The following is an 18502-nucleotide window of genomic DNA, read 5'->3' as shown; positions in this document are numbered from 1 at the left end:
AAGACCATCAGGAGGGAATTATGAGTATCAGGTTTAGCGTTTTAAAACTATCAGCGGCGCTCGCATTATCCTTAATCACCACAGGCGCATATGCAGCAAGTTATAGCTTCAATTACGAGGCACTGGCCTCTAACCAGTTTCAAGCTGTATCCGGCGATTTTGGCTCTAATATCAATATAGGTGATAGCGTCACTTTTACACTCACAACCTCGGCAGGGAATGTTTTTTCTGCCAGCATGGGTGACTCTATGTTTGCAATTCTAGGGTTAGATTCGGTTGATGGCGGAGTGCGCTATTCAGACTATTCCTGGCGCTTTTTGCAACAAGGCACAGAAGTGGGTAACGGATCTAGCTTAAACGAAAGCACCAGTTCAATACACATGGGGCCGCTTGCCTCCATTAATTTTAATGGCTTGTTTGATACCTATGTCTGGACAGCTACATTAAACTCATCGACAACAGGAACTAATATTGCGACAGATATCGGTTACAACGCCGCACCTATGCCTCTGTATGGTGGTACATGGCAATACGGTATCACTTCTGCCCAATTTATTGCTGCAACAGTCCCTGAACCAGAAAGCTACGCTTTATTTTTGGCAGGGCTCGCATGTTTTGGGCTATTTGCAAGACAAAAGAAAAGCTAAGCTTTTGAGCACCTAAGGGCAGAATACTGAGGGCGCAGCCATTCAGGTGCGCCCTTAATACATCGCGATCACACCGATCACTCTTCCAACACCTGCAAAAACGCATCCCCATATTTCTGCAGTTTTGCTTGCCCGATGCCGCTAATCTGCCCCATTGCATCCAGGGTTTGAGGTTTGCGGTTATGAATTTCCAACAGTGTACTATCGTGAAAAATCACATACGGTGGTACGCCCTGCTCTCTTGCCAGTTCCAGTCGTTTGGCTTTCAGTGCTTGCCAGAGCGGATCATCATTAGCACCCTCAAACGCTTCTTTGGCACGGGCGCTGCGTTCGGCTTTGCTCATGCGCTTTTCTGGTTCAGCGTCGCGACGTAGCCAGACTTCTTGCTCACCTTTGAGCACTGGCCTTGCAGCTTCGGTGAGTTTTAAGCCGCCATATGCGGCCATGTCGGCTTCGAGCATGCCAGCGGCGATCAATTGGCGATACACACCGCTCCATTGTGCTTGATTGAGGGTTTTACCAATGCCAAAGGTGCTGACTTTGTCGTGGCCAAAGCGCTCAACTTGCGGGGTGCCTTTGCCAGTGAGTACATCTATTAAATGGCCGACGCCGAATCGTTGACCAGTACGAAATACGCAGGAAAGTGCCATTTGTGCGACTTGGGTGGCTTGCCAGGTTTCCACCGGGTGCAGGCAATTATCGCATTGCTCGCAGGCGCCTGGATGACTTTCGCCAAAGTAGCGCAAGATGGTTTGGTGGCGGCAAGCAGTGGATTCGCAGTAGCCGAGCAAGGCATCTAGTTTTAAGCGCTCTAGGCGTTTGCGTTCAGCGGAGGCCTCACCGCCGTCTAGCATTTGCCGCATGGAGACGACATCGCCCATGCCGTAGACCATCCAGGCATTGGCTGGCTGGCCATCACGCCCGGCTCTACCCGTCTCCTGGTAATAGCCTTCCATGCTTTTTGGTAAGTCTAAGTGAGCGACAAAACGCACGTTGGGTTTGTCTATGCCCATGCCAAATGCAATGGTCGCGACCATGACGATACCCTCTTCACGCAGAAAGCGCCGCTGGTGATGCTCGCGTAATTGCGCTGGCAACCCTGCATGGTAAGGCAAGGCCGACCAACCTTTTTCAACCAGCCAGGCCGCGGTATCTTCGACTTTTTTGCGCGACAGGCAATAGATAATGCCAGCATCGTTGGCGTGCTCACGCTCAAGAAAAGTGAGTAATTGCTGACGACCGTTCTGTTTAATGCCGACGTGGTAACGAATGTTTGGCCGGTCGAAGCTGGAGACAAACTGGGCAGCGTTTTCGAGGTTAAGCTGACTGACAATTTCGGCCCGCGTCGGCGCATCCGCCGTGGCCGTGAGCGCGATACGTGGCACGTCAGGAAAACGCTCATGCAGCACGGTGAGCTGGCGGTATTCAGGCCTGAAATCATGTCCCCATTGCGAGACGCAATGCGCCTCGTCGATGGCAAACAGGGCCAGGCCAACATGTTGCTGCACTTCATCGAGCAGGCTTAAAAAACTGCTAACCATGAGCCGCTCGGGGGCGACGTATAGTAGCTTGATTTCGCCGCTAACCACCTGGCGTGTGATGCGGCTGTTGTCTTCTGCGCTTAAACTGGAGTTTAAAAAGGCGGCATTGACGCCTAGTTGTTGCAAAGCTTCAACCTGGTCTTGCATGAGGGCGATTAAAGGCGAAACGACAATGGCCAGGCCTTCCCGTGCCAGTGCCGGTATCTGGTAGCACAACGATTTGCCGCCACCGGTGGGCATCAGCACCAGCGCATCTTGCCCGCCAATCACATGCTCGACGATGGCTTGCTGCTGGTGACGAAACTGCGAATAACCGAAGACGTCTTGAAGGATGTGTTGGGGCGAGGCACTAGCCATGCTTGAAGAGCCTGACTAGCCTAGGGTTTGTTGTATGGATTGAATAAGGTATCGACGAGTGCGTGCAGCGCTTGGCGCATCTGCGCTTCGCTGACTTCCATCAGCAAGCCATCTTCAAGGGCATCCTGCGCGATCTGTTTGAGTTCATCAAAATTTTCGGACATGACTTTGACCTTTTCGGTGCAGGAAACCACCGAACCATCGTCACGCACCCATTTTGGCCACTCATTTGTCATCTATTTACTCATCTCTAACGCTTGCAGCAATTTTACCAGCGCTAGCCCGCGATGGCTCATTTTGCTTTTTACTTCTAGTGGCAATTCGGCCACGGTTTTGCGCGTTGCCAGATCCATAAACAGCGGGTCGTAGCCAAAACCGTCACTGCCGCGAAACTCGCGCAAAATTTCACCTTGCCATGCGCCATCGGCAATCATGGGCTGCGGGTCTTGCGGTGAACGCACCAAAACCAGCACGCTATAAAAATAGGCACGGCGGTCACTCTCACGTGACATTACTGTGAGTAATTTATCGTTGTTACGTTCATCTTGCGTGAGCAGGCTGTTGGCTGGTTGCGGCCCGGCATAACGTGCCGAAAGCACGCCCGGCGCACCTTGCAAAGCATGCACACATAAACCTGAATCATCAGCCAGTGCCGGCAAACCAGTATGCTGGCTGGCATGGCGCGCTTTGGCCAGGGCGTTTTCAATAAAGGTGCCGTAGGGCTCGGGGCACTCCGGCACACTAAATTCGGCTTGCGAGATGACCTCGATATTAAGCGGCGCCAGCACATGCGCAATTTCGCGGATTTTGCCTTTATTGCCAGAGGCAATCACCAGTTTATTCAACGGCAACGCCATGTTTAGCCTTGTGCCAATGCCTGTTGCTGCAGTTTGGATAACTCAACAATGCCTTTGGCAGCTAAATCCAGCATCTGGTTCATGCTGTCGCGGCTAAACGGCTCACCTTCGGCCGTACCCTGAATTTCAACAAAGCCGCCATTGCCAGTCATCACCACGTTCATATCAGTATCGCAATCTGAGTCTTCGATGTAATCCAAATCGAGTACAGGCGTGCTTTGGTAGACGCCCACCGAAATCGCACCCACAGAGTCCTTGATCGGGGTCTCCGTCAGCAGGCCTTTTTGCAGCAAGGTCGATACAGCATCAACCATGGCCACATAGGCGCCGGTAATGCTGGCGGTGCGGGTGCCGCCATCGGCCTGGATCACGTCACAGTCAAAATGGATGGTGCGCTCGCCCAGTTTTTGCAGGTCAATCACCGCGCGCAGGCTGCGGCCAATCAGGCGCTGAATTTCTTGTGTGCGGCCAGTCTGTTTGCCGCGCGCCGCTTCACGGTCCATGCGAGAGCCTGTGGATCGTGGCAGCATGCCGTATTCAGCCGTGACCCAGCCCTGGCCTTTGCCCTTTAAAAATCCAGGCACTTTTTCTTCTACGCTGGCAGTACACAGCACATGCGTATCACCAAACTTTACTAGCACAGAGCCTTCGGCGTGCTTGGTGTAATGGCGAATAATTTCAATGGCACGCAATTGGTCGTTAGCGCGCTGGCTAGGTCTGATCATGGTTTACAACTTTCTATTATTTAACATGTTGCCGGGTTCTGCCCAGCGCTTCCTGTATTTCGGCAATGGCCTTTTCAATTTCGTCATCGGTCAGGTCCAGCGCATATTGGCTGGGCGGTGCCGTGGTTTCGTTCATCATAGTAGTGGTCACGTCAACCGGCAAATCCAGTGTCGAAATGGTCAGCGGGCTGGTCACACGCTGCCCCCACTGCAGGGCAATGGCGCTCATATTATCGCCAACGGTGATACTTGCAGCATCCGCATCATCTAACAACCTGCTGACGCCATCGTTAATATCTGCGGCCAGCATATGCTGTGCCATGCCAATGTCTGACACCGTGTTCCACACGCCATCCGAGCACAGCATAATCACATCGCCTTCACGTAGCGCAATCGGCGCCGCCAGCTCCACTTTGGGCGCGCGTTCGCCACCAACGCAATTATAAATTTTATTGCGGTGCGGATGATGATCTATGTCATCCACTGTGATTTTGCCTTCACGCAACAAAGACTGCACCACCGAGTGGTCTTCGGTTTGATGTTCCACCAGGCCGTTGCGATATAAATACAAGCGAGAGTCACCCACATGCGCACAAAACAATTTATTGTGCTGAATCAGTGCAACCACAATGGTGGTACGTGGTGACTCGAGCAAGCGCTTTTGCAAACGCACATTTTCAATCACGTCATGTGCCTGGGCAATTTGCTCGCGCAAAAATTGCGCAGGCTGCGTAATTAAAGGCTGAGATTCGCGCTGAAAGGCCTCGATCATGGTTTTTACCGCGATTTCTGCCGCGACATCACCATGCTGATGACCTCCCATGCCGTCGGCCAACACCATAAAAATGGCGTGTCGATGGTAAGAATATGCCAGCCTGTCCTGATTATATGGCCGCGGCCCCTGGCGGCTACCTTGTGCAATGGTGAATTTCATAGCGGTTTGGTCAGTACCTTGATGATTTTATCCACCAGCGACCCACGCGGATCTTCTACCACGCGGATGCCGATCATTTTTTTCTGTAATGAGAACACGCTTTGCGGCCGCGACAAATAATCCAGCTGCATGCATTCATCAATAATTGTCAGTAATTTTTCAGAGTATATCTGTTTACCGAGCTCTGTTGCAGGCACCAGCGCATCGTCTTTCAGCCGTACATTAGCCGCCACCGGCGAAGCGCGCTGCAAGCAGGCGTACATACTAGCGCCTATGCTGTAAATATCACTCCATGGGCCCAGGTGCTTGCGGTCTATATATTGCTCTGGCGGCGCGAAGCCCGGCGTGTAAGTCGGCGCCAGCGTCACCTCCGACAAGGCCTGGCGGGCCGATCCGAAGTCCAGCAGCACAGGTGAGCCATCAAGGCGGATATAAATATTGGCCGGTTTAATATCAAGATGCAGCAATTTGCGCGTATGCACCTCACGCAAACCATTGAGCAACTCGACAAACATGCGGATCAAAAAGCTTTCGGGCACTGGCTGCGACAACGCCATGATGTAGTCTTGCAGCGACTTGCCGCGCTCGTATTTCATCACCATGTAAACCGTGTTATTGGCACGAAAGAAGTTTTTAACGCGCACAATATTTTTATGCTCGATATTGGCCAGCGCCAGCCCTTCTTCAAAAAAGCACTTCATGCCATGTTTGTAGGCGGCTTCGTTTTTGCCATTGGAGCGAATATGCGTGTGTTCGTCACGCTCTGCCAGTGTCACCGGCATATATTCTTTAATAGCAACCGTGTTTTTTTGCGGGTCTTGCGCCAGATAGACGAAGCTAAACCCGCCCAGACTCAACACCCGGGTAATGGTGTAGTCATGCAGCGCAGTGCCGACCGGCAAGGCAAAATCAAATTTATTAGAGAGCTTCACTAACGCTTTAACGTCACAATCATGGCTTTTATTAAGGGAAACACCGCATTCTGGCGCAGTAACGGGCAGTAATCGCCCTGTACTAGCAGCCAAATATGGCGTGTTTCTTTTTGTCTGTGTGCTATTTTCGCATATCAATAGCGCATTTGATACAATCGCCCAGTTTGCCCGAGGACACCAAGGTACTACGAAAATGACTGCAAAAAAAACCACTCACAATCAACCCATTTTAAGCATGACCGGCTTTGCTGCGAGCGAAGCCCGGTTTTCTGGCGGCTTGCTGCTGATTGAGCTACGGGCGGTTAATCATCGCTATCTGGAGCTCAATGTCAAAATCGAAGACAGCTTGCGCCAGTTTGAAGCACAGATTCGCGAGCAACTGCAAACCCGGCTTGGCCGCGGCAAAATTGAGTGCCGGATGAGCCTCAAAAGTGACGCAGCAGCGACCACGCTCGCACTCAACCCGGCCATGGTGACGCAGATTGCACAAACGCTAAAAGATTTGCAACAACACTTTCCACAATCACAAGCCATCAACCTGGTTGATGTATTTAAACTACCAGGCGTCCTGCAAACTGAAGCGGCAGATGCCGAGGCCATGGCACAAAGTGTACAAAGCGGGTTGTCGCAGGGCATTGATGAGTTGATTGCTGCGCGAGCGCGCGAGGGCGAAAAGCTCAAGCAAGTGTTGCTAGACCGCCTGCAAGGCGTGCGTGAGCAAATCAGCATTGTTAAACCACTGTTGCCCGCGCTGGTGAGCCAGTATCAGGAAAAACTGACCGCCAAGCTGCGCGAAGCGATGCAGGCAGATGACGACCGCGTGCGCCAGGAAATCGTGCTGTATGCACAGCGCATTGATGTAGATGAAGAATTGGCACGCCTGCAATCACACATTGTTGAAATGGACCGTATTCTCACTGCTGGCGGCGCCATGGGTAAAAAGTTGGACTTTTTGATGCAGGAAATGAACCGTGAAGCCAATACACTGGGCTCAAAATCAGTCGCGATTGAAACTACACAAGTCTCTATGCAACTGAAAGTACTGATAGAGCAAATGCGCGAGCAAATTCAAAACATTGAATAAACAGCTCGCGCTGCACCAAAATCGTGATTCAAAAACGCACCGCTATGGTGCGTTTTGTTTTTGTAACAACACCGTTAAAACTTCAACCATATGATTTAAAACAGTATTTATTGCTGGCACACGGCTTGCTCTTATTTAATTGATTTTTACAAGTAAGGCAAAGGTCCAGCATCATGACGCAATCCGCCAAAAAGTTTTTTGATGAAATGCAGGGCTATGGGGGCAATGTCCGGGCCATCTACCAAGCGTATAACCGCTGGTTAAGTGATGTACCCACACAACAGCTGGCAGCCAAGCGCGCCGAAGCTGAAGTGTTGTTTCGCCGCGTGGGTATTACCTTTAACGTCTATGGTGAAGAAGATGGTGCCGAGCGCCTGATTCCATTTGATGTGATTCCACGCATGATTTCAGCCAGTGAATGGGCGCATTTGGCCAAAGGCGCGGTACAACGTGTGCGCGCACTCAATATGTTTTTGCATGATATTTATCATGAGCAGGAAATCATCAAAGCTGGCATTGTGCCGCACAGCATTTTAACCAACTCGCAATACCGGCCAGAAATGGTGGGCGTGACGGTGCCTAACCAGGTCTACGCGCATGTGGCAGGCATCGACCTGGTGCGCACCAGTGAATCGCAGTTTTATGTGCTGGAAGATAATTTGCGCACACCATCAGGCGTGTCTTACATGCTGGAAGACCGCAAAATGATGATGCGGCTGTTCCCGGATTTATTTAAAAAATATCCGATTGCGCCGGTCGAACATTACCCGCATGTGTTGCTCAATAATTTGCGCTCGGTGGCACAAACCGGTGTCACTGACCCGACCGTGGTGTTACTTTCACCCGGTGCTTATAACAGCGCCTACTTTGAACATGCCTTCCTCGCCCAGCAAATGGGTATCGAGCTGGTGGAAGGCCAGGATTTGTTTGTCCGCAATAACGCCGTCTACATGCGCACCACGCAAGGCCCGCAAAGGGTGGACGTGATTTACCGCCGCATCGACGACGACTTCCTTGACCCTCTGGTGTTCAAGCCCGACTCCCTGTTGGGCGTGCCAGGTCTGCTCTCCGTCTACCGCAATGGTGGCGTCACGTTAGCCAACGCCGTAGGCACCGGCGTAGCTGATGATAAGGCGACGTATGTTTACGTGCCGGAGATGATTAAGTTCTATCTGGGTGAATCTCCCATCCTGCAGAACGTGCCTACGTATCAACTCAGCAAGGAAGATGATCTAGCCTACGTGCTGGATCATCTGCCCGAGCTGGTCGTAAAAGAGGTGCAAGGCTCCGGCGGCTACGGCATGCTGGTGGGCCCGACTGCCAGCAAGCAGGAAATCGAAGAGTTCAGGTTACGCATCGTTTCCAAGCCATCTAATTATATTGCGCAACCAACACTGGCACTGTCTACCTGCCCGACGCTGGTCGAACAAGGCATTGCGCCGCGGCATGTTGATTTACGCCCGTTTGTGCTGTCTGGCAAAACGGTCAGCGTGGTGCCAGGCGGCTTGTCGCGCGTGGCCCTCAAAGAGGGCTCATTGGTGGTCAACTCCTCACAAGGCGGCGGCACCAAAGATACCTGGGTACTGGAACGCGATGACATCAGTGTAGAAACTTCGCAGTCGCAAATGGCTGCCCAACAAGTGAATCAAGAGGCCGTGATATGTTAAGTCGTACCGCAGAGCATTTATATTGGATGGCACGTTATATTGAGCGCACCGAAAACGTGGCACGCGTGCTGGATGTGACATACAACATGTCGCTACTGCCTTCTGACAGCAGCAATGAAGAAGAGCTGTGGGATACGGTGCTGGAAATTGCCGGGATTCGCGATATTTACGACAGCACCTACAAAGAACTCAATGCCAGCAATGTGATTAAACACCTGGTGATGGACAGCAATAATCCGTCGAGTATTTACAGCTCGCTGCGCGGGGCACGTGAAAACGCGCGTGCGGTACGCGTGGCCATGACCACCGAAACCTGGGAAAACATGAACACCTTGTGGCTGGAGTTTGGCCAATATATTAAACAAGACCTGACGCAAACGGGGTTAAGTGAGTTTTGCGAATGGGTCAAAAGTCGCTCGCATTTGTTCCGCGGCGTCTGCTTTGGCACCATGTTGCGCGATGAAGCGTTTAGCTTTGTGCGCCTGGGCACGTTTATGGAGCGCGCTGACAATACCGCGCGCCTGCTTGATGTGAAATATGAGTTCTTAATCCCGATGCAAGAAGCCAATGATGGCGCGGTGGATTACTACGAGTGGAGCGCAGTATTGCGCTCAGTCTCTGCTTTTCAGGCTTACCAAAAGGTTTACCGGGATGCGATTGAGCCGATGAAAGTCTCAGAGTTACTGATTTTGCGCGAAGACATGCCACGCTCATTGCATGCCTGCTACGCTGAAATCATGCCGATTCTGCGCCAGGTGGCCGGTAGCCGCCAAACCGAGGCCGAACGCCTGGCCGGGCAAATGCATGCCAAACTGCACTATGGTCGCATGCTGGATATTGTAAAAGATGGCGTGCACCACTTTTTGGATGAGTTTATTCTGGCCAACCGCAAGCTGGGTGAAGAAATCCAGCGCAACTTTTTAAATGCCACGGCCTGATATGTCTCACTAGATTGCCATGCACCTTTATGTGCGCAGACTGTTCGAGGGCAGCGCTGCGCTTTTTACTTTTATAAAGACAAGCACATGTTGCTCAAGATCGAACATCAGACACAGTACGTGTATAGCGAGATGGTGCAATACACCATTCAGCAGTTGCGCCTGACGCCGCGCGACGGTCTTGGGCAGCGCGTGATTGACTGGCAGATCAAGGTCAACGGACAACTCACAGCATTTGAAGATGCCTTTGGTAATTTGGCACACACCCTGGTGATCGACCAGCCGCATCAGGCCCTGTTAATCTCAGTGTCGGGTGAGGTAGACACCGGCGTGGCGACAACCGCACCAGAGCAAACACTGCCGATGGCGGTTTATTTGCGTGATACGCCGTTAACGCAGGCGGACACCGCCATGGCTGCCTTTGCGCGCCCATTTGCCGGTGCGCCACTGACAGACATGATGCAGGCCTTGCGGGCACAGATGCAGTACATTCCGGGGGCGACGCAGGTCGATACGCCTGCGGCCACGGCCTTTAGGTTAGGCAAAGGCGTTTGTCAGGATCATGCCCACGCGTTTATTGGCTGCTGCCATCAACTTGGCTTACCTGCGCGCTATGTCAGCGGCTACCTGTTTACCGAAAACGGCAATCTGATGCAAACCCATGCCTGGGTTGATGTCTGGCAGCAAGATCAATGGCTGGGCCTGGATGTATCAAATGGTACCTTGGTCAACGAGGCGCATGTCAGGCTGGCTGTAGGCCTAGACTACCGTAGCGCCAGCCCGGTCACCGGCTCGCGTATCGGTGGCGGCATAGAAGGCATGGCGAGCATGGTTAACGTCAACCAGCACACCGGTCTGACGGACAAACAGCGTGAACAGCATAGGCAACAACTGCAAACGCAGGCGCAGGCCGCGCAACAGCAGTAGCGGCTGCGCATGCTATGATGACTTTTTAATATTCACTTTTACTCCACTCATTGTTATGACCTATTGTGTCGGTATTTTGCTGGAACAAGGCTTGGTGTTAGCGTCTGACACCCGCACCAATGCAGGTGTTGACCAGGTAGCGATTGCGCCCAAGATGCATGTATTTGAAGTGCCTGGCGAACGCATGATTGTGCTGCTCACGGCGGGCAATCTGGCCATTACGCAGTCTGTGGTCAACCTGTGCCGCGAACAGCTTAAATCGCCTGAGCCACATGCGCACCTGCACAATGTGCAATCGCTGTTTGAAGCCGCCAGCGTGGTGGGAGCCGCCATGCGCGCCGTGCATCAGCGCGATGGCAAAGCGCTCAAAGAACACAACATAGATTTTAGTGCCAGCATTCTGGTCACCGGGCAAATCAAGGGCGAAAAACCCCGCTTGTTTAATGTGTATGCCGCCGGTAATTTTATTGAGGCCACCGCAGATACGCCTTACCTGCAAATTGGCGAGACCAAATACGGCAAGCCAATTATTGATCGTGTCATCAAACATCAAACCAATGTCACAGATGCGGTAAAATGCGTGCTGATTTCATTTGACTCCACCATCCGCAGCAATGTTTCTGTGGCCTTACCGATTGATTTGATGATATACCGCACTGACACCTTTAGCGCCGATTGTCGGCAACGACTGACGGAAGATGACCCGTATTACGCCCATGTCCGCAAGGGCTGGAGCGAAGGGCTGAAATCCGTATTTTCTTCACTGCCTAACCCTGAATGGTGTGCCTCATGAGCCATGGCCATTTATTTGTAATTTCTGCCGCCTCTGGTGCCGGCAAAACCAGCCTGGTACGTGCCATGCTGGCGCAAGACCCGCTATTAAAGTTATCGGTCTCGCATACCACGCGCACGCCGCGCCCGGGTGAAGAAGATGGCATCCACTATCACTTTGTGCCTGAGCCGGAGTTTATGGCTATGTTGAATAGCGGCGGCTTTCTCGAAAGCGCGCATGTACACAGTGCGCGCTATGGCACTGCGCAAAGTGAGGTCGAGAATGCCTTGGCCGCCGGGCGTGATGTCATTCTCGAAATCGACTGGCAAGGGGCACAACAGATTCGTACCCTTTTTCCCAAAGTCACCTCCATTTTTATTTTGCCGCCCTCAATTGACGCATTGGCACACCGCCTGAATAATCGTGGCCAGGACAGCGAAGCGGTCATTACGCAACGGCTGGCCGCCGCGCGTGAGGAGATGCGTCACGTGCATGAGTTTGATTATGTTACAATTAATGATAATTTTGACGTGGCCTTGCAGGATCTGATGGCGATTGTTCGCGCCCAGCGCTTGCAGTTAAACCGCCAGGTAACCTGCCACGCGTCATTGATTCAATCACTTACCTGACCGAGCGGCGCGCATGCGCTGCATGCAGGCTCAAATATTAAGAGGTTTTTATGGCACGTATTACTGTCGATGATTGCTTGGACAACATCTCAAACCGTTTTCAATTGACATTGGTGGCCGCTTATCGCGCCAGACAACTGGCCAACGGCTCAGACCCATTAGTTAGTGGTTACTCGCAAAAAGACAAACCAACCGTGATTGCACTGCGTGAAATTGCCGCCGGCAAGATCGGTGTAGAACTGTTAGAGAAAAAGGGCCAAGCATAAACAGCTATGCCCCACAGCCAAGGCGATTCTGCCCATCGCAAGTCCAGGTCTCCCCTGGAAGAAGTGGACTTGCTCCCGGCTGACCGTGAGGACTCCCCCCTTACCCAGCTGATCCGCAAGTACCTCAACGAAGAAGAAGTGCAACTGGTCTGGCAAGCGTATCGCTATGCCGAGCAGGCGCATGCCGGTCAAACCCGCAAGACCGGCGAACCCTATATCACCCACCCCATCGCAGTGGCCTGTATTTTGGCCCAGTTGCATCTCGACTTGCCTACCCTGCTTGCGGCCTTGCTGCATGACGTGGTCGAAGATACCGAAGTAGACAGTGCGGCGATTGCCGAGCGCTTTGGCAAACAGGTAGCTGACCTGGTCGACGGCCTGACCAAGCTTGATAAGGTTGAGCTGCAAACGGCCACTCAGGCGCAAGCCGAAAATTTCCGCAAAATGCTGCTGGCCATGAGCCAGGATGTGCGCGTGATTCTGGTCAAACTGGCCGACCGGCTGCACAACATGCAAACGCTGGAGGCCATGCGGCCAGAAAAGCAAAAACGCATCGCGCGCGAAACACTGGATATTTACGCGCCGATTGCCAACCGGCTTGGCCTAAACCCGATTTTCCACGAGCTGGAAGACCTTAGCCTCAAATATCTCTACCCTAACCGCCACCGCGTGATTGATAAGGCGATTCGCCTGGCGCGCGGCAACCGTAAAGAAGTCATCAGCAAGATTCTCGAAGCGATTCAGAACCAGCTAAAGCAATACCATATTGAGTATGATGTAGAGGGTCGCGAAAAACACCTTTACAGCATTTACAAGAAAATGGCCGAAAAATCGATGAAATTGTCGCAAATTGGCGACATTTATGGTTTTCGTGTCATCGTTAAAGATACGGCTGCCTGCTATCTGGCACTGGGCGCCTTGCATGCGCTCTATAAACCTATTCCAGGCCGCTTTAAAGACTATATTGCCATCCCTAAAGCAAACGGCTACCAGTCTTTGCACACCACACTGTTTGGCCCGTTTGGCACGCCGATTGAAGTGCAAATCCGTAGCCAGGAAATGCACAACATTGCCGATGCGGGCGTGGCTGCGCATTGGTTGTATAAAACTACCGATGCACACCTGACCAAGCTGCAACAGCAAACGCATCAGTGGCTGCAACGACTGGTCGAGATTCAAACCGAAAGTGACGACAGCCACGAGTTTTTAGAAAACTTTAAAGTTGATCTGTTCCCGGACGAGGTCTATGTGTTTACGCCTAAAGGCAACATCATGGCCTTACCGCGTGGCTCGACTGCGGTCGACTTTGCCTATGCGGTACACTCAGACGTAGGTAATAGCTGCGTCGCCGTTAAAATTAATAATGAGCTGGCACCGCTGCGTACCGAAATGCGCAATGGTGACCATGTAGAAATCATCACGGCGCCACTGGCAAAACCCAACCCGGCCTGGCTCAATTATGTCGTCACTGGCAAAGCGCGTTCGCATATCCGCCATTACCTCAAAACCGTGAAGGTAGAAGAGTCGGCACAGCTGGGCGAACGTATGCTCAATGTCGCCTTGCGGGCGATGCATATAGAACCGGCCGAGATTAGCGACAAGCAGTGGCAAAAAGTCATGAACGACTACGGCAGCAAAACCCGCCAGACTATTTTGACCGACATCGGCCTTGGCAAACGCAACAGCCTGATGGTCGCACATCAGCTATTGGCGCATCCTGCAGATGCTGAAGAAAAATCCGGCAAAGTGCTGGATACCATTACTATCCGCGGCTCAGAAGGCATGGCGGTACAGTTTGCGCCTTGCTGCCGCCCGATTCCTGGCGACCCGATTCTGGGCTTTATCAATAAAGACAAAGGCCTGGTCATCCACACCCACGATTGTCCGGCGATTCGCAAGTTCAGGCTGGACCCGGAAAAATGGCTGGATGTGGAGTGGGATGCCGACCCGAAAAAACTATTCAGCGTCAACTTACGTATTACGGTAGTCGATGAACGCGGCATGCTGGCCAAAATTGCGGCCACCATCTCCAACGCGGACGCCAACATTGACAATGTCAGTGTCGAGGCCAGCGATGGCAGCCAATACTCGAATGTGAACTTTACGGTGCAGGTGCATAACCGCGTGCACCTGGCGACCCTGATCCGCAACCTGCGCAAGATTCAGCAAATCGTGCGCATCAACCGGGTCAAAGGTAACCAGCTGGAACAACGTATCCAGTAATCGCACCTAAGACTGCCATGCGTCCCTTGAGCGAAATCAAAGGCTTTTCGCCTGCCTTGTGCAGCCAGCTGGCGAAGCTTGGCATCCAGTCTGCCCAAGCGCTGTTGCTGCATTTGCCGCTGCGGTATCTTGACGAAACCCGCATCACCGCCATCCGCGATTTACGCCTGGGCGAGCAGACACAAATTGAAGGTGTCGTGGTGCATAACGAAGTCAGTTACAAACCGCGCAAAATGCTCAATGTCAGGCTGCAGGATGATAGCGGTGTCATCAACCTGCGCTTTCTGCACTTTTACCCTAGCCAGGTGGCTGTGATGCAAACCGGCCAGCGTTTGCGTGTGTTTGGCGAGGTGCGAGCCGGTTTTTTCGGCTATGAGATGGTACACCCGACCCAGCGCAAGGTCGGTGAAGACACGCCGATCAACAGCGCACTGACCCCGGTCTACCCGACCACCGCTGGCCTGGGTCAAACCGCGATTCGCAAGGCGGTCAATCTGGTGTTAAAAACAGAACACTTGCAAGAAACCCTGCCCGGCTGGGTATACCAATCCATGCAGTTGCCCGATTTTGCCAGCAGCCTGCAATTACTGCATCAACCCAAGCCAGAAGTTGCACTGGCCTCACTAGAAGACCGCACGCACCCGGCCTGGCAACGCCTGGCCTATGATGAACTGCTGGCACAGCAATTGTCGATGCGACAGCATTATGCCCGCCGCAAGCAATCACGCGCGCCGGCGATCTCCTCATCACAAACCCTGGTGGCCCGGCTGCTGGCCAACCTGCCATTTGCACTCACTGCTGCCCAACAAAAAGTAGTGGCCGAAATTGAGCATGACCTGGCGCAACCACACCCGATGCAACGCCTGCTGCAAGGCGATGTAGGCAGCGGAAAAACCATTGTTGCCTGCCTGGCTGCGTTGCAATTAATTGAACGCGGCTGGCAAGTGGCCATGATGGCCCCCACCGAGATTTTGGCCGAGCAACATTACAAAAAGCTCTGTGACTGGCTGCAACCACTGGGTATCACCGTGGCCTGGCTCACCGGCAGCCAACATAAAAAAATGCGTGAGCAATCACTATCGCTGATTGCTAGCGGTGAAGCCATGCTGGCCGTAGGCACACATGCGCTGTTTCAGGATGACGTACAATTTAAACAGTTAGGCCTGGCGATTGTTGATGAGCAACATCGTTTTGGCGTCGGCCAACGGCTGGCATTACGCAAAAAAGGCCAGAGCAGTCAACTGGAACCACACCAGCTCATGATGTCCGCCACCCCGATTCCGCGCACCTTATCCATGAGCTATTATGCCGACCTCGATGTCTCGGTAATTGACGAGTTGCCACCGGGCCGCACGCCTATTGTGACCAAACTGGTGGCCGACGACAGGCGCGAAGAAATTTTGCAGCGCGTACATGAGGCCTGCGCCCAGGGCCACCAGGCGTATTGGGTGTGCCCGTTAATTGAAGAGTCAGAAGTGTTGCAGTTGCAAACAGCAAACGACACCTTTGCTTACATGCAACAGGCTTTTCCAGAGCTTAAAGTCGGCCTGGTACACGGCCGTATGAAACCCGCCGAAAAACAGGCGGTAATGCAGGCATTTTCTGCCAACGAGATTCACCTGCTGGTGGCAACCACCGTCATTGAAGTCGGCGTTGATGTTCCGAATGCGAGCTTAATGGTGATTGAGCATGCCGAGCGCATGGGTTTAAGCCAATTGCATCAGCTACGTGGCCGCGTTGGCCGCGGTGCGGCCAAAAGCACCTGCATTTTGCTTTATAGCAAACAACAATGTTCGCAGATTGGCAAACAGCGTTTAAAGGTGATTTTTGAAAGCAGTGATGGTTTTCAGATTGCCCAGGCCGATTTACATATTCGTGGCCCGGGTGAGTTACTGGGCACGCGCCAGAGTGGCGTGCCCATGCTTAAAATTGCCGATTTAGAACGAGATGTGGCACTGCTGGAAACCGCCAAAACTACGGCGAATCAACTATTGCAACGCGACCCGGCTGCGGTGTCGGCACATTTGCAGCGCTGGTTAAGCCAGGGCGAAGAGTGGATCAAGGTTTAGCTGAGCCGGCTGCGCAAGGCCTTGCGCGAACGTGTGGTTAACGACACATTAGCGCCGCCTGAGGCTGCTTGCAAACTGGCCTCAAACTCCTGCAACGGCAACGGACGGCTAAACAGGTAACCCTGAAAAGCATGGCAGCCCATGGTTTGCAACATGACCATTTGCTGCTGCATTTCTACCCCTTCAGCAATCACACTGTGGCTCAGGTTTTTAGCCATATTGATGATGGTTTGCACAATAAACGAATCGTAGTTGTTGTGAACAATATCTTTAATAAAGCTACGGTCTATCTTTAACTCGTCTAGCGGTAAACGTTTCAATACCGATAACGAAGACTGGCCGATGCCAAAATCATCCAGCGAAAAAGTAATGCCCAATACTTTTAACGCATTAATTTTTTCAATCACCTCATCAATGTTTTTTACAATCAGGCTTTCGGTCAGCTCTAAACGCAGGCATTTCGCGTCACAGCCACTGGCCAGCACCGTCTCTTTCACCATCTGCACAAACTCTGGCTGACTAAATTGTATGGCGCTCACATTGACCGACAATTTAAGTTTGGCCGTATGCGCAGACTGTGACCAATGTTTGAGTTGCGCACACGCTTGCGCCAGTACCCATTGCCCAATCGACACAATTTCGCCGGTTTCTTCGGCAATCGGAATAAACTGGTCGGGCGGAATCATGCCCAGTGTCGGGTGCTGCCAGCGCAACAACACTTCTGCGCCCGTTGGTTGCTGCAAATGATTCACTTGCACCTGGTAATACAATAAAAACTGCTGGCCCTGCAGGGCAAATGCCAGCTCATTCTCAAGTGTGGCGCGCATTTCAACCGCCGGGTGCACCGCCTCGTCATACATTTGAATACTGTTAAGGTTATCGGACTTTTTGGCCTGATACATGGCAATATCAGCGCGCCGTAACACTTCGTCTTCTTTATACAAATCGCCCACAAACATACAAATACCGATGCTGGGGGCCGTGCGGTATTTACTGTTTTGCAACTCAAAGGGTTGCGAAAATACCGCCATCATTTTTTCAGCGGTGGCTTGCGCGGCAGCAACCGCTTCTGCCTTGTCGGTAGATAACTCATCCAGCACGGCAATAAACTCATCGCCACCCATGCGCGCGATGGTGTCTTTTTTGCGCAAACACTGCTGCAAGCGAAACGCGACTTGCTGCAATAATTCATCGCCCGCCTGATGGCCTTTGCTATCGTTCAAACCTTTAAAATTATTTAAATCCAGGCACAACACGGCACCATAGCTCTGGTGGCGCACGCAGCGTGCAAAGGCCTGGTTGAGGCGGTCTGTGAGCAGGCGGCGATTCGGCAAACCGGTCAAAAAGTCGTAATAAGCCAGTTGATGTACTTTTTTATTATCCAGATTAGAGGCGATGCGCAACGAGATATTTTCGCGCAGGCTGTTTGCCAGGCTGCGGCCAGCCACCGTCACATAAAACACATACACCATAAACAACACGGCGAGTGCCAGCGAGACTGAACTGCCATGAATCAAAAAGCGCGGAATCATGAAGAGCACAATGCCGCCGCTAAACAGGTTAGTACTTAAGGTATCGACTGAATAAATAATGATGCCCGCACCGGACACCCCAACCAAGGCAAAAATCAAAAACGCCTGATGTGCGGTGTCGCTTTCGGGAAACAGTAAAATGCCGCCCAAGCCCCAGGCCAGCCCGCAAAAACAGGTGCTGGCGCGAAACCACTGTAACCACAGGCGGCTGTGCAACTCGCGTTGATGATCTTTTTCGTATTGATAAGTGAGGTAGGCGCGGATACCATAAGCCACCAAAAAAATGCTAGACCACAATGCCAGAATGACGTGGTCGATCAGGTGCCGTTGCACAAGCAAAAGCGCAATCATGACCACGATGGCTGCCATCAGTGATCTGCGATTGTTTGCATACAGCATGCC

Annotated in this window: 17 protein-coding genes; 10 read left to right on the top strand and 7 right to left on the bottom strand. The window is 52.3% G+C overall.

Going from position 1 to position 18502, the window contains the following annotated elements:
- The first annotated feature begins 20 nt into the window (after window positions 1-20).
- The gene (locus tag METH5_RS0106275; RefSeq protein ID WP_029147702.1) at window positions 21-647 is read left to right on the top strand and encodes a PEP-CTERM sorting domain-containing protein; all 627 of its coding nucleotides are present in this window, start codon (window positions 21-23) and stop codon (window positions 645-647) included.
- A gap of 77 nt (window positions 648-724) precedes the next feature.
- Here the strand turns inward: METH5_RS0106275 and recQ are convergent, their stop codons facing one another.
- From recQ to METH5_RS0106245, 6 genes are read right to left on the bottom strand one after another with little or no spacing between them, the layout of a single operon-like run.
- Window positions 725-2545, bottom strand: a complete 1821-nt coding sequence (gene recQ, locus METH5_RS0106270) for a DNA helicase RecQ (protein WP_029147701.1) — start codon at window positions 2543-2545, stop codon at window positions 725-727.
- A gap of 20 nt (window positions 2546-2565) precedes the next feature.
- Window positions 2566-2781 (bottom strand): hypothetical protein, encoded by a 216-nt coding sequence (locus METH5_RS0106265; protein WP_029147700.1) that lies wholly within the window; start codon window positions 2779-2781, stop codon window positions 2566-2568.
- A complete protein-coding gene (gene rdgB / locus METH5_RS0106260; RefSeq protein ID WP_029147699.1) occupies window positions 2782-3402 on the bottom strand; it encodes an RdgB/HAM1 family non-canonical purine NTP pyrophosphatase in 621 nt (206 codons plus the stop codon).
- Window positions 3403-3404: 2 nt separating this feature from the next.
- Window positions 3405-4127, bottom strand: coding sequence for a ribonuclease PH (gene rph, locus METH5_RS0106255; protein ID WP_036307670.1), 723 nt, complete (start codon window positions 4125-4127; stop codon window positions 3405-3407).
- Window positions 4128-4143: 16 nt separating this feature from the next.
- Window positions 4144-5061: a PP2C family serine/threonine-protein phosphatase gene (locus METH5_RS0106250; protein ID WP_029147697.1), complete on the bottom strand. Its 918-nt coding sequence runs from the start codon at window positions 5059-5061 to the stop codon at window positions 4144-4146.
- The gene (locus METH5_RS0106245) at window positions 5058-5993 is read right to left on the bottom strand and encodes a serine/threonine-protein kinase (protein ID WP_029147696.1); all 936 of its coding nucleotides are present in this window, start codon (window positions 5991-5993) and stop codon (window positions 5058-5060) included. Before METH5_RS0106245 ends, METH5_RS0106250 begins: the two co-directional genes overlap by 4 nt.
- Window positions 5994-6186: 193 nt before the next feature.
- On the opposite strand from METH5_RS0106245, the gene METH5_RS0106240 reads away from it, so the two are divergent.
- The 9 genes from METH5_RS0106240 to recG all read left to right on the top strand — a co-directional run bounded on the left by METH5_RS0106240 (window position 6187) and on the right by recG (window position 16568).
- On the top strand, window positions 6187-7077 hold the full coding sequence (locus tag METH5_RS0106240) for a YicC/YloC family endoribonuclease (protein ID WP_036307666.1): 891 nt from the start codon (window positions 6187-6189) through the stop codon (window positions 7075-7077).
- A gap of 173 nt (window positions 7078-7250) precedes the next feature.
- Window positions 7251-8744, top strand: coding sequence for a circularly permuted type 2 ATP-grasp protein (locus tag METH5_RS0106230; RefSeq protein ID WP_029147694.1), 1494 nt, complete (start codon window positions 7251-7253; stop codon window positions 8742-8744).
- On the top strand, window positions 8738-9682 hold the full coding sequence (locus METH5_RS0106225; RefSeq protein ID WP_029147693.1) for an alpha-E domain-containing protein: 945 nt from the start codon (window positions 8738-8740) through the stop codon (window positions 9680-9682). Before METH5_RS0106230 ends, METH5_RS0106225 begins: the two co-directional genes overlap by 7 nt.
- An 87-nt stretch (window positions 9683-9769) precedes the next feature.
- Window positions 9770-10609 carry a transglutaminase family protein gene (locus METH5_RS0106220; protein WP_029147692.1) on the top strand — a complete coding sequence of 280 codons (840 nt, stop codon included), beginning with the start codon at window positions 9770-9772 and terminating at the stop codon, window positions 10607-10609.
- 55 nt (window positions 10610-10664) lie between these two features.
- Window positions 10665-11402, top strand: a complete 738-nt coding sequence (locus METH5_RS0106215) for a proteasome-type protease (protein ID WP_029147691.1) — start codon at window positions 10665-10667, stop codon at window positions 11400-11402.
- Entirely contained in the window at window positions 11399-12010 is a 612-nt protein-coding gene (gene gmk / locus METH5_RS0106210) for a guanylate kinase (protein ID WP_029147690.1), read from the top strand. The genes METH5_RS0106215 and gmk overlap by 4 nt, the downstream gene beginning before the upstream one ends.
- A 50-nt stretch (window positions 12011-12060) precedes the next feature.
- A complete protein-coding gene (gene rpoZ, locus METH5_RS0106205; RefSeq protein ID WP_029147689.1) occupies window positions 12061-12276 on the top strand; it encodes a DNA-directed RNA polymerase subunit omega in 216 nt (71 codons plus the stop codon).
- A 6-nt stretch (window positions 12277-12282) separates the two neighbouring features.
- On the top strand, window positions 12283-14499 hold the full coding sequence (locus tag METH5_RS0106200; protein ID WP_029147688.1) for a bifunctional (p)ppGpp synthetase/guanosine-3',5'-bis(diphosphate) 3'-pyrophosphohydrolase: 2217 nt from the start codon (window positions 12283-12285) through the stop codon (window positions 14497-14499).
- A 17-nt stretch (window positions 14500-14516) separates the two neighbouring features.
- Window positions 14517-16568: an ATP-dependent DNA helicase RecG gene (gene recG / locus METH5_RS0106195; RefSeq protein ID WP_029147687.1), complete on the top strand. Its 2052-nt coding sequence runs from the start codon at window positions 14517-14519 to the stop codon at window positions 16566-16568.
- On the opposite strand, the gene METH5_RS0106190 is transcribed toward recG, so the two are convergent.
- Window positions 16565-18469 carry a bifunctional diguanylate cyclase/phosphodiesterase gene (locus METH5_RS0106190; protein WP_029147686.1) on the bottom strand — a complete coding sequence of 635 codons (1905 nt, stop codon included), beginning with the start codon at window positions 18467-18469 and terminating at the stop codon, window positions 16565-16567. The two genes, recG and METH5_RS0106190, sit on opposite strands and share 4 nt — an antisense overlap.
- Window positions 18470-18502: the final 33 nt, after the last annotated feature.

It is taken from the genome of Methylophilus sp. 5, assembly GCF_000515275.1.
Taxonomy (GTDB): Bacteria; Pseudomonadota; Gammaproteobacteria; order Burkholderiales; family Methylophilaceae; genus Methylophilus.
This window is presented reverse-complemented; position numbering and strand designations above follow the sequence as displayed.

Coding starts and splice junctions, on each gene's coding strand:
- METH5_RS0106275 (WP_029147702.1), top strand. CDS start 21: ATGAGTATCAGGTTTAGCGTTTTAAAACTATCAGCGGCGCTCGCATTA.
- recQ (WP_029147701.1), bottom strand. CDS start 2,545: ATGGCTAGTGCCTCGCCCCAACACATCCTTCAAGACGTCTTCGGTTAT.
- METH5_RS0106265 (WP_029147700.1), bottom strand. CDS start 2,781: ATGACAAATGAGTGGCCAAAATGGGTGCGTGACGATGGTTCGGTGGTT.
- rdgB (WP_029147699.1), bottom strand. CDS start 3,402: ATGGCGTTGCCGTTGAATAAACTGGTGATTGCCTCTGGCAATAAAGGC.
- rph (WP_036307670.1), bottom strand. CDS start 4,127: ATGATCAGACCTAGCCAGCGCGCTAACGACCAATTGCGTGCCATTGAA.
- METH5_RS0106250 (WP_029147697.1), bottom strand. CDS start 5,061: ATGAAATTCACCATTGCACAAGGTAGCCGCCAGGGGCCGCGGCCATAT.
- METH5_RS0106240 (WP_036307666.1), top strand. CDS start 6,187: ATGACTGCAAAAAAAACCACTCACAATCAACCCATTTTAAGCATGACC.
- METH5_RS0106230 (WP_029147694.1), top strand. CDS start 7,251: ATGACGCAATCCGCCAAAAAGTTTTTTGATGAAATGCAGGGCTATGGG.
- METH5_RS0106225 (WP_029147693.1), top strand. CDS start 8,738: ATGTTAAGTCGTACCGCAGAGCATTTATATTGGATGGCACGTTATATT.
- METH5_RS0106220 (WP_029147692.1), top strand. CDS start 9,770: ATGTTGCTCAAGATCGAACATCAGACACAGTACGTGTATAGCGAGATG.
- METH5_RS0106215 (WP_029147691.1), top strand. CDS start 10,665: ATGACCTATTGTGTCGGTATTTTGCTGGAACAAGGCTTGGTGTTAGCG.
- gmk (WP_029147690.1), top strand. CDS start 11,399: ATGAGCCATGGCCATTTATTTGTAATTTCTGCCGCCTCTGGTGCCGGC.
- rpoZ (WP_029147689.1), top strand. CDS start 12,061: ATGGCACGTATTACTGTCGATGATTGCTTGGACAACATCTCAAACCGT.
- METH5_RS0106200 (WP_029147688.1), top strand. CDS start 12,283: ATGCCCCACAGCCAAGGCGATTCTGCCCATCGCAAGTCCAGGTCTCCC.
- recG (WP_029147687.1), top strand. CDS start 14,517: ATGCGTCCCTTGAGCGAAATCAAAGGCTTTTCGCCTGCCTTGTGCAGC.
- METH5_RS0106190 (WP_029147686.1), bottom strand. CDS start 18,469: ATGGCAGCCATCGTGGTCATGATTGCGCTTTTGCTTGTGCAACGGCAC.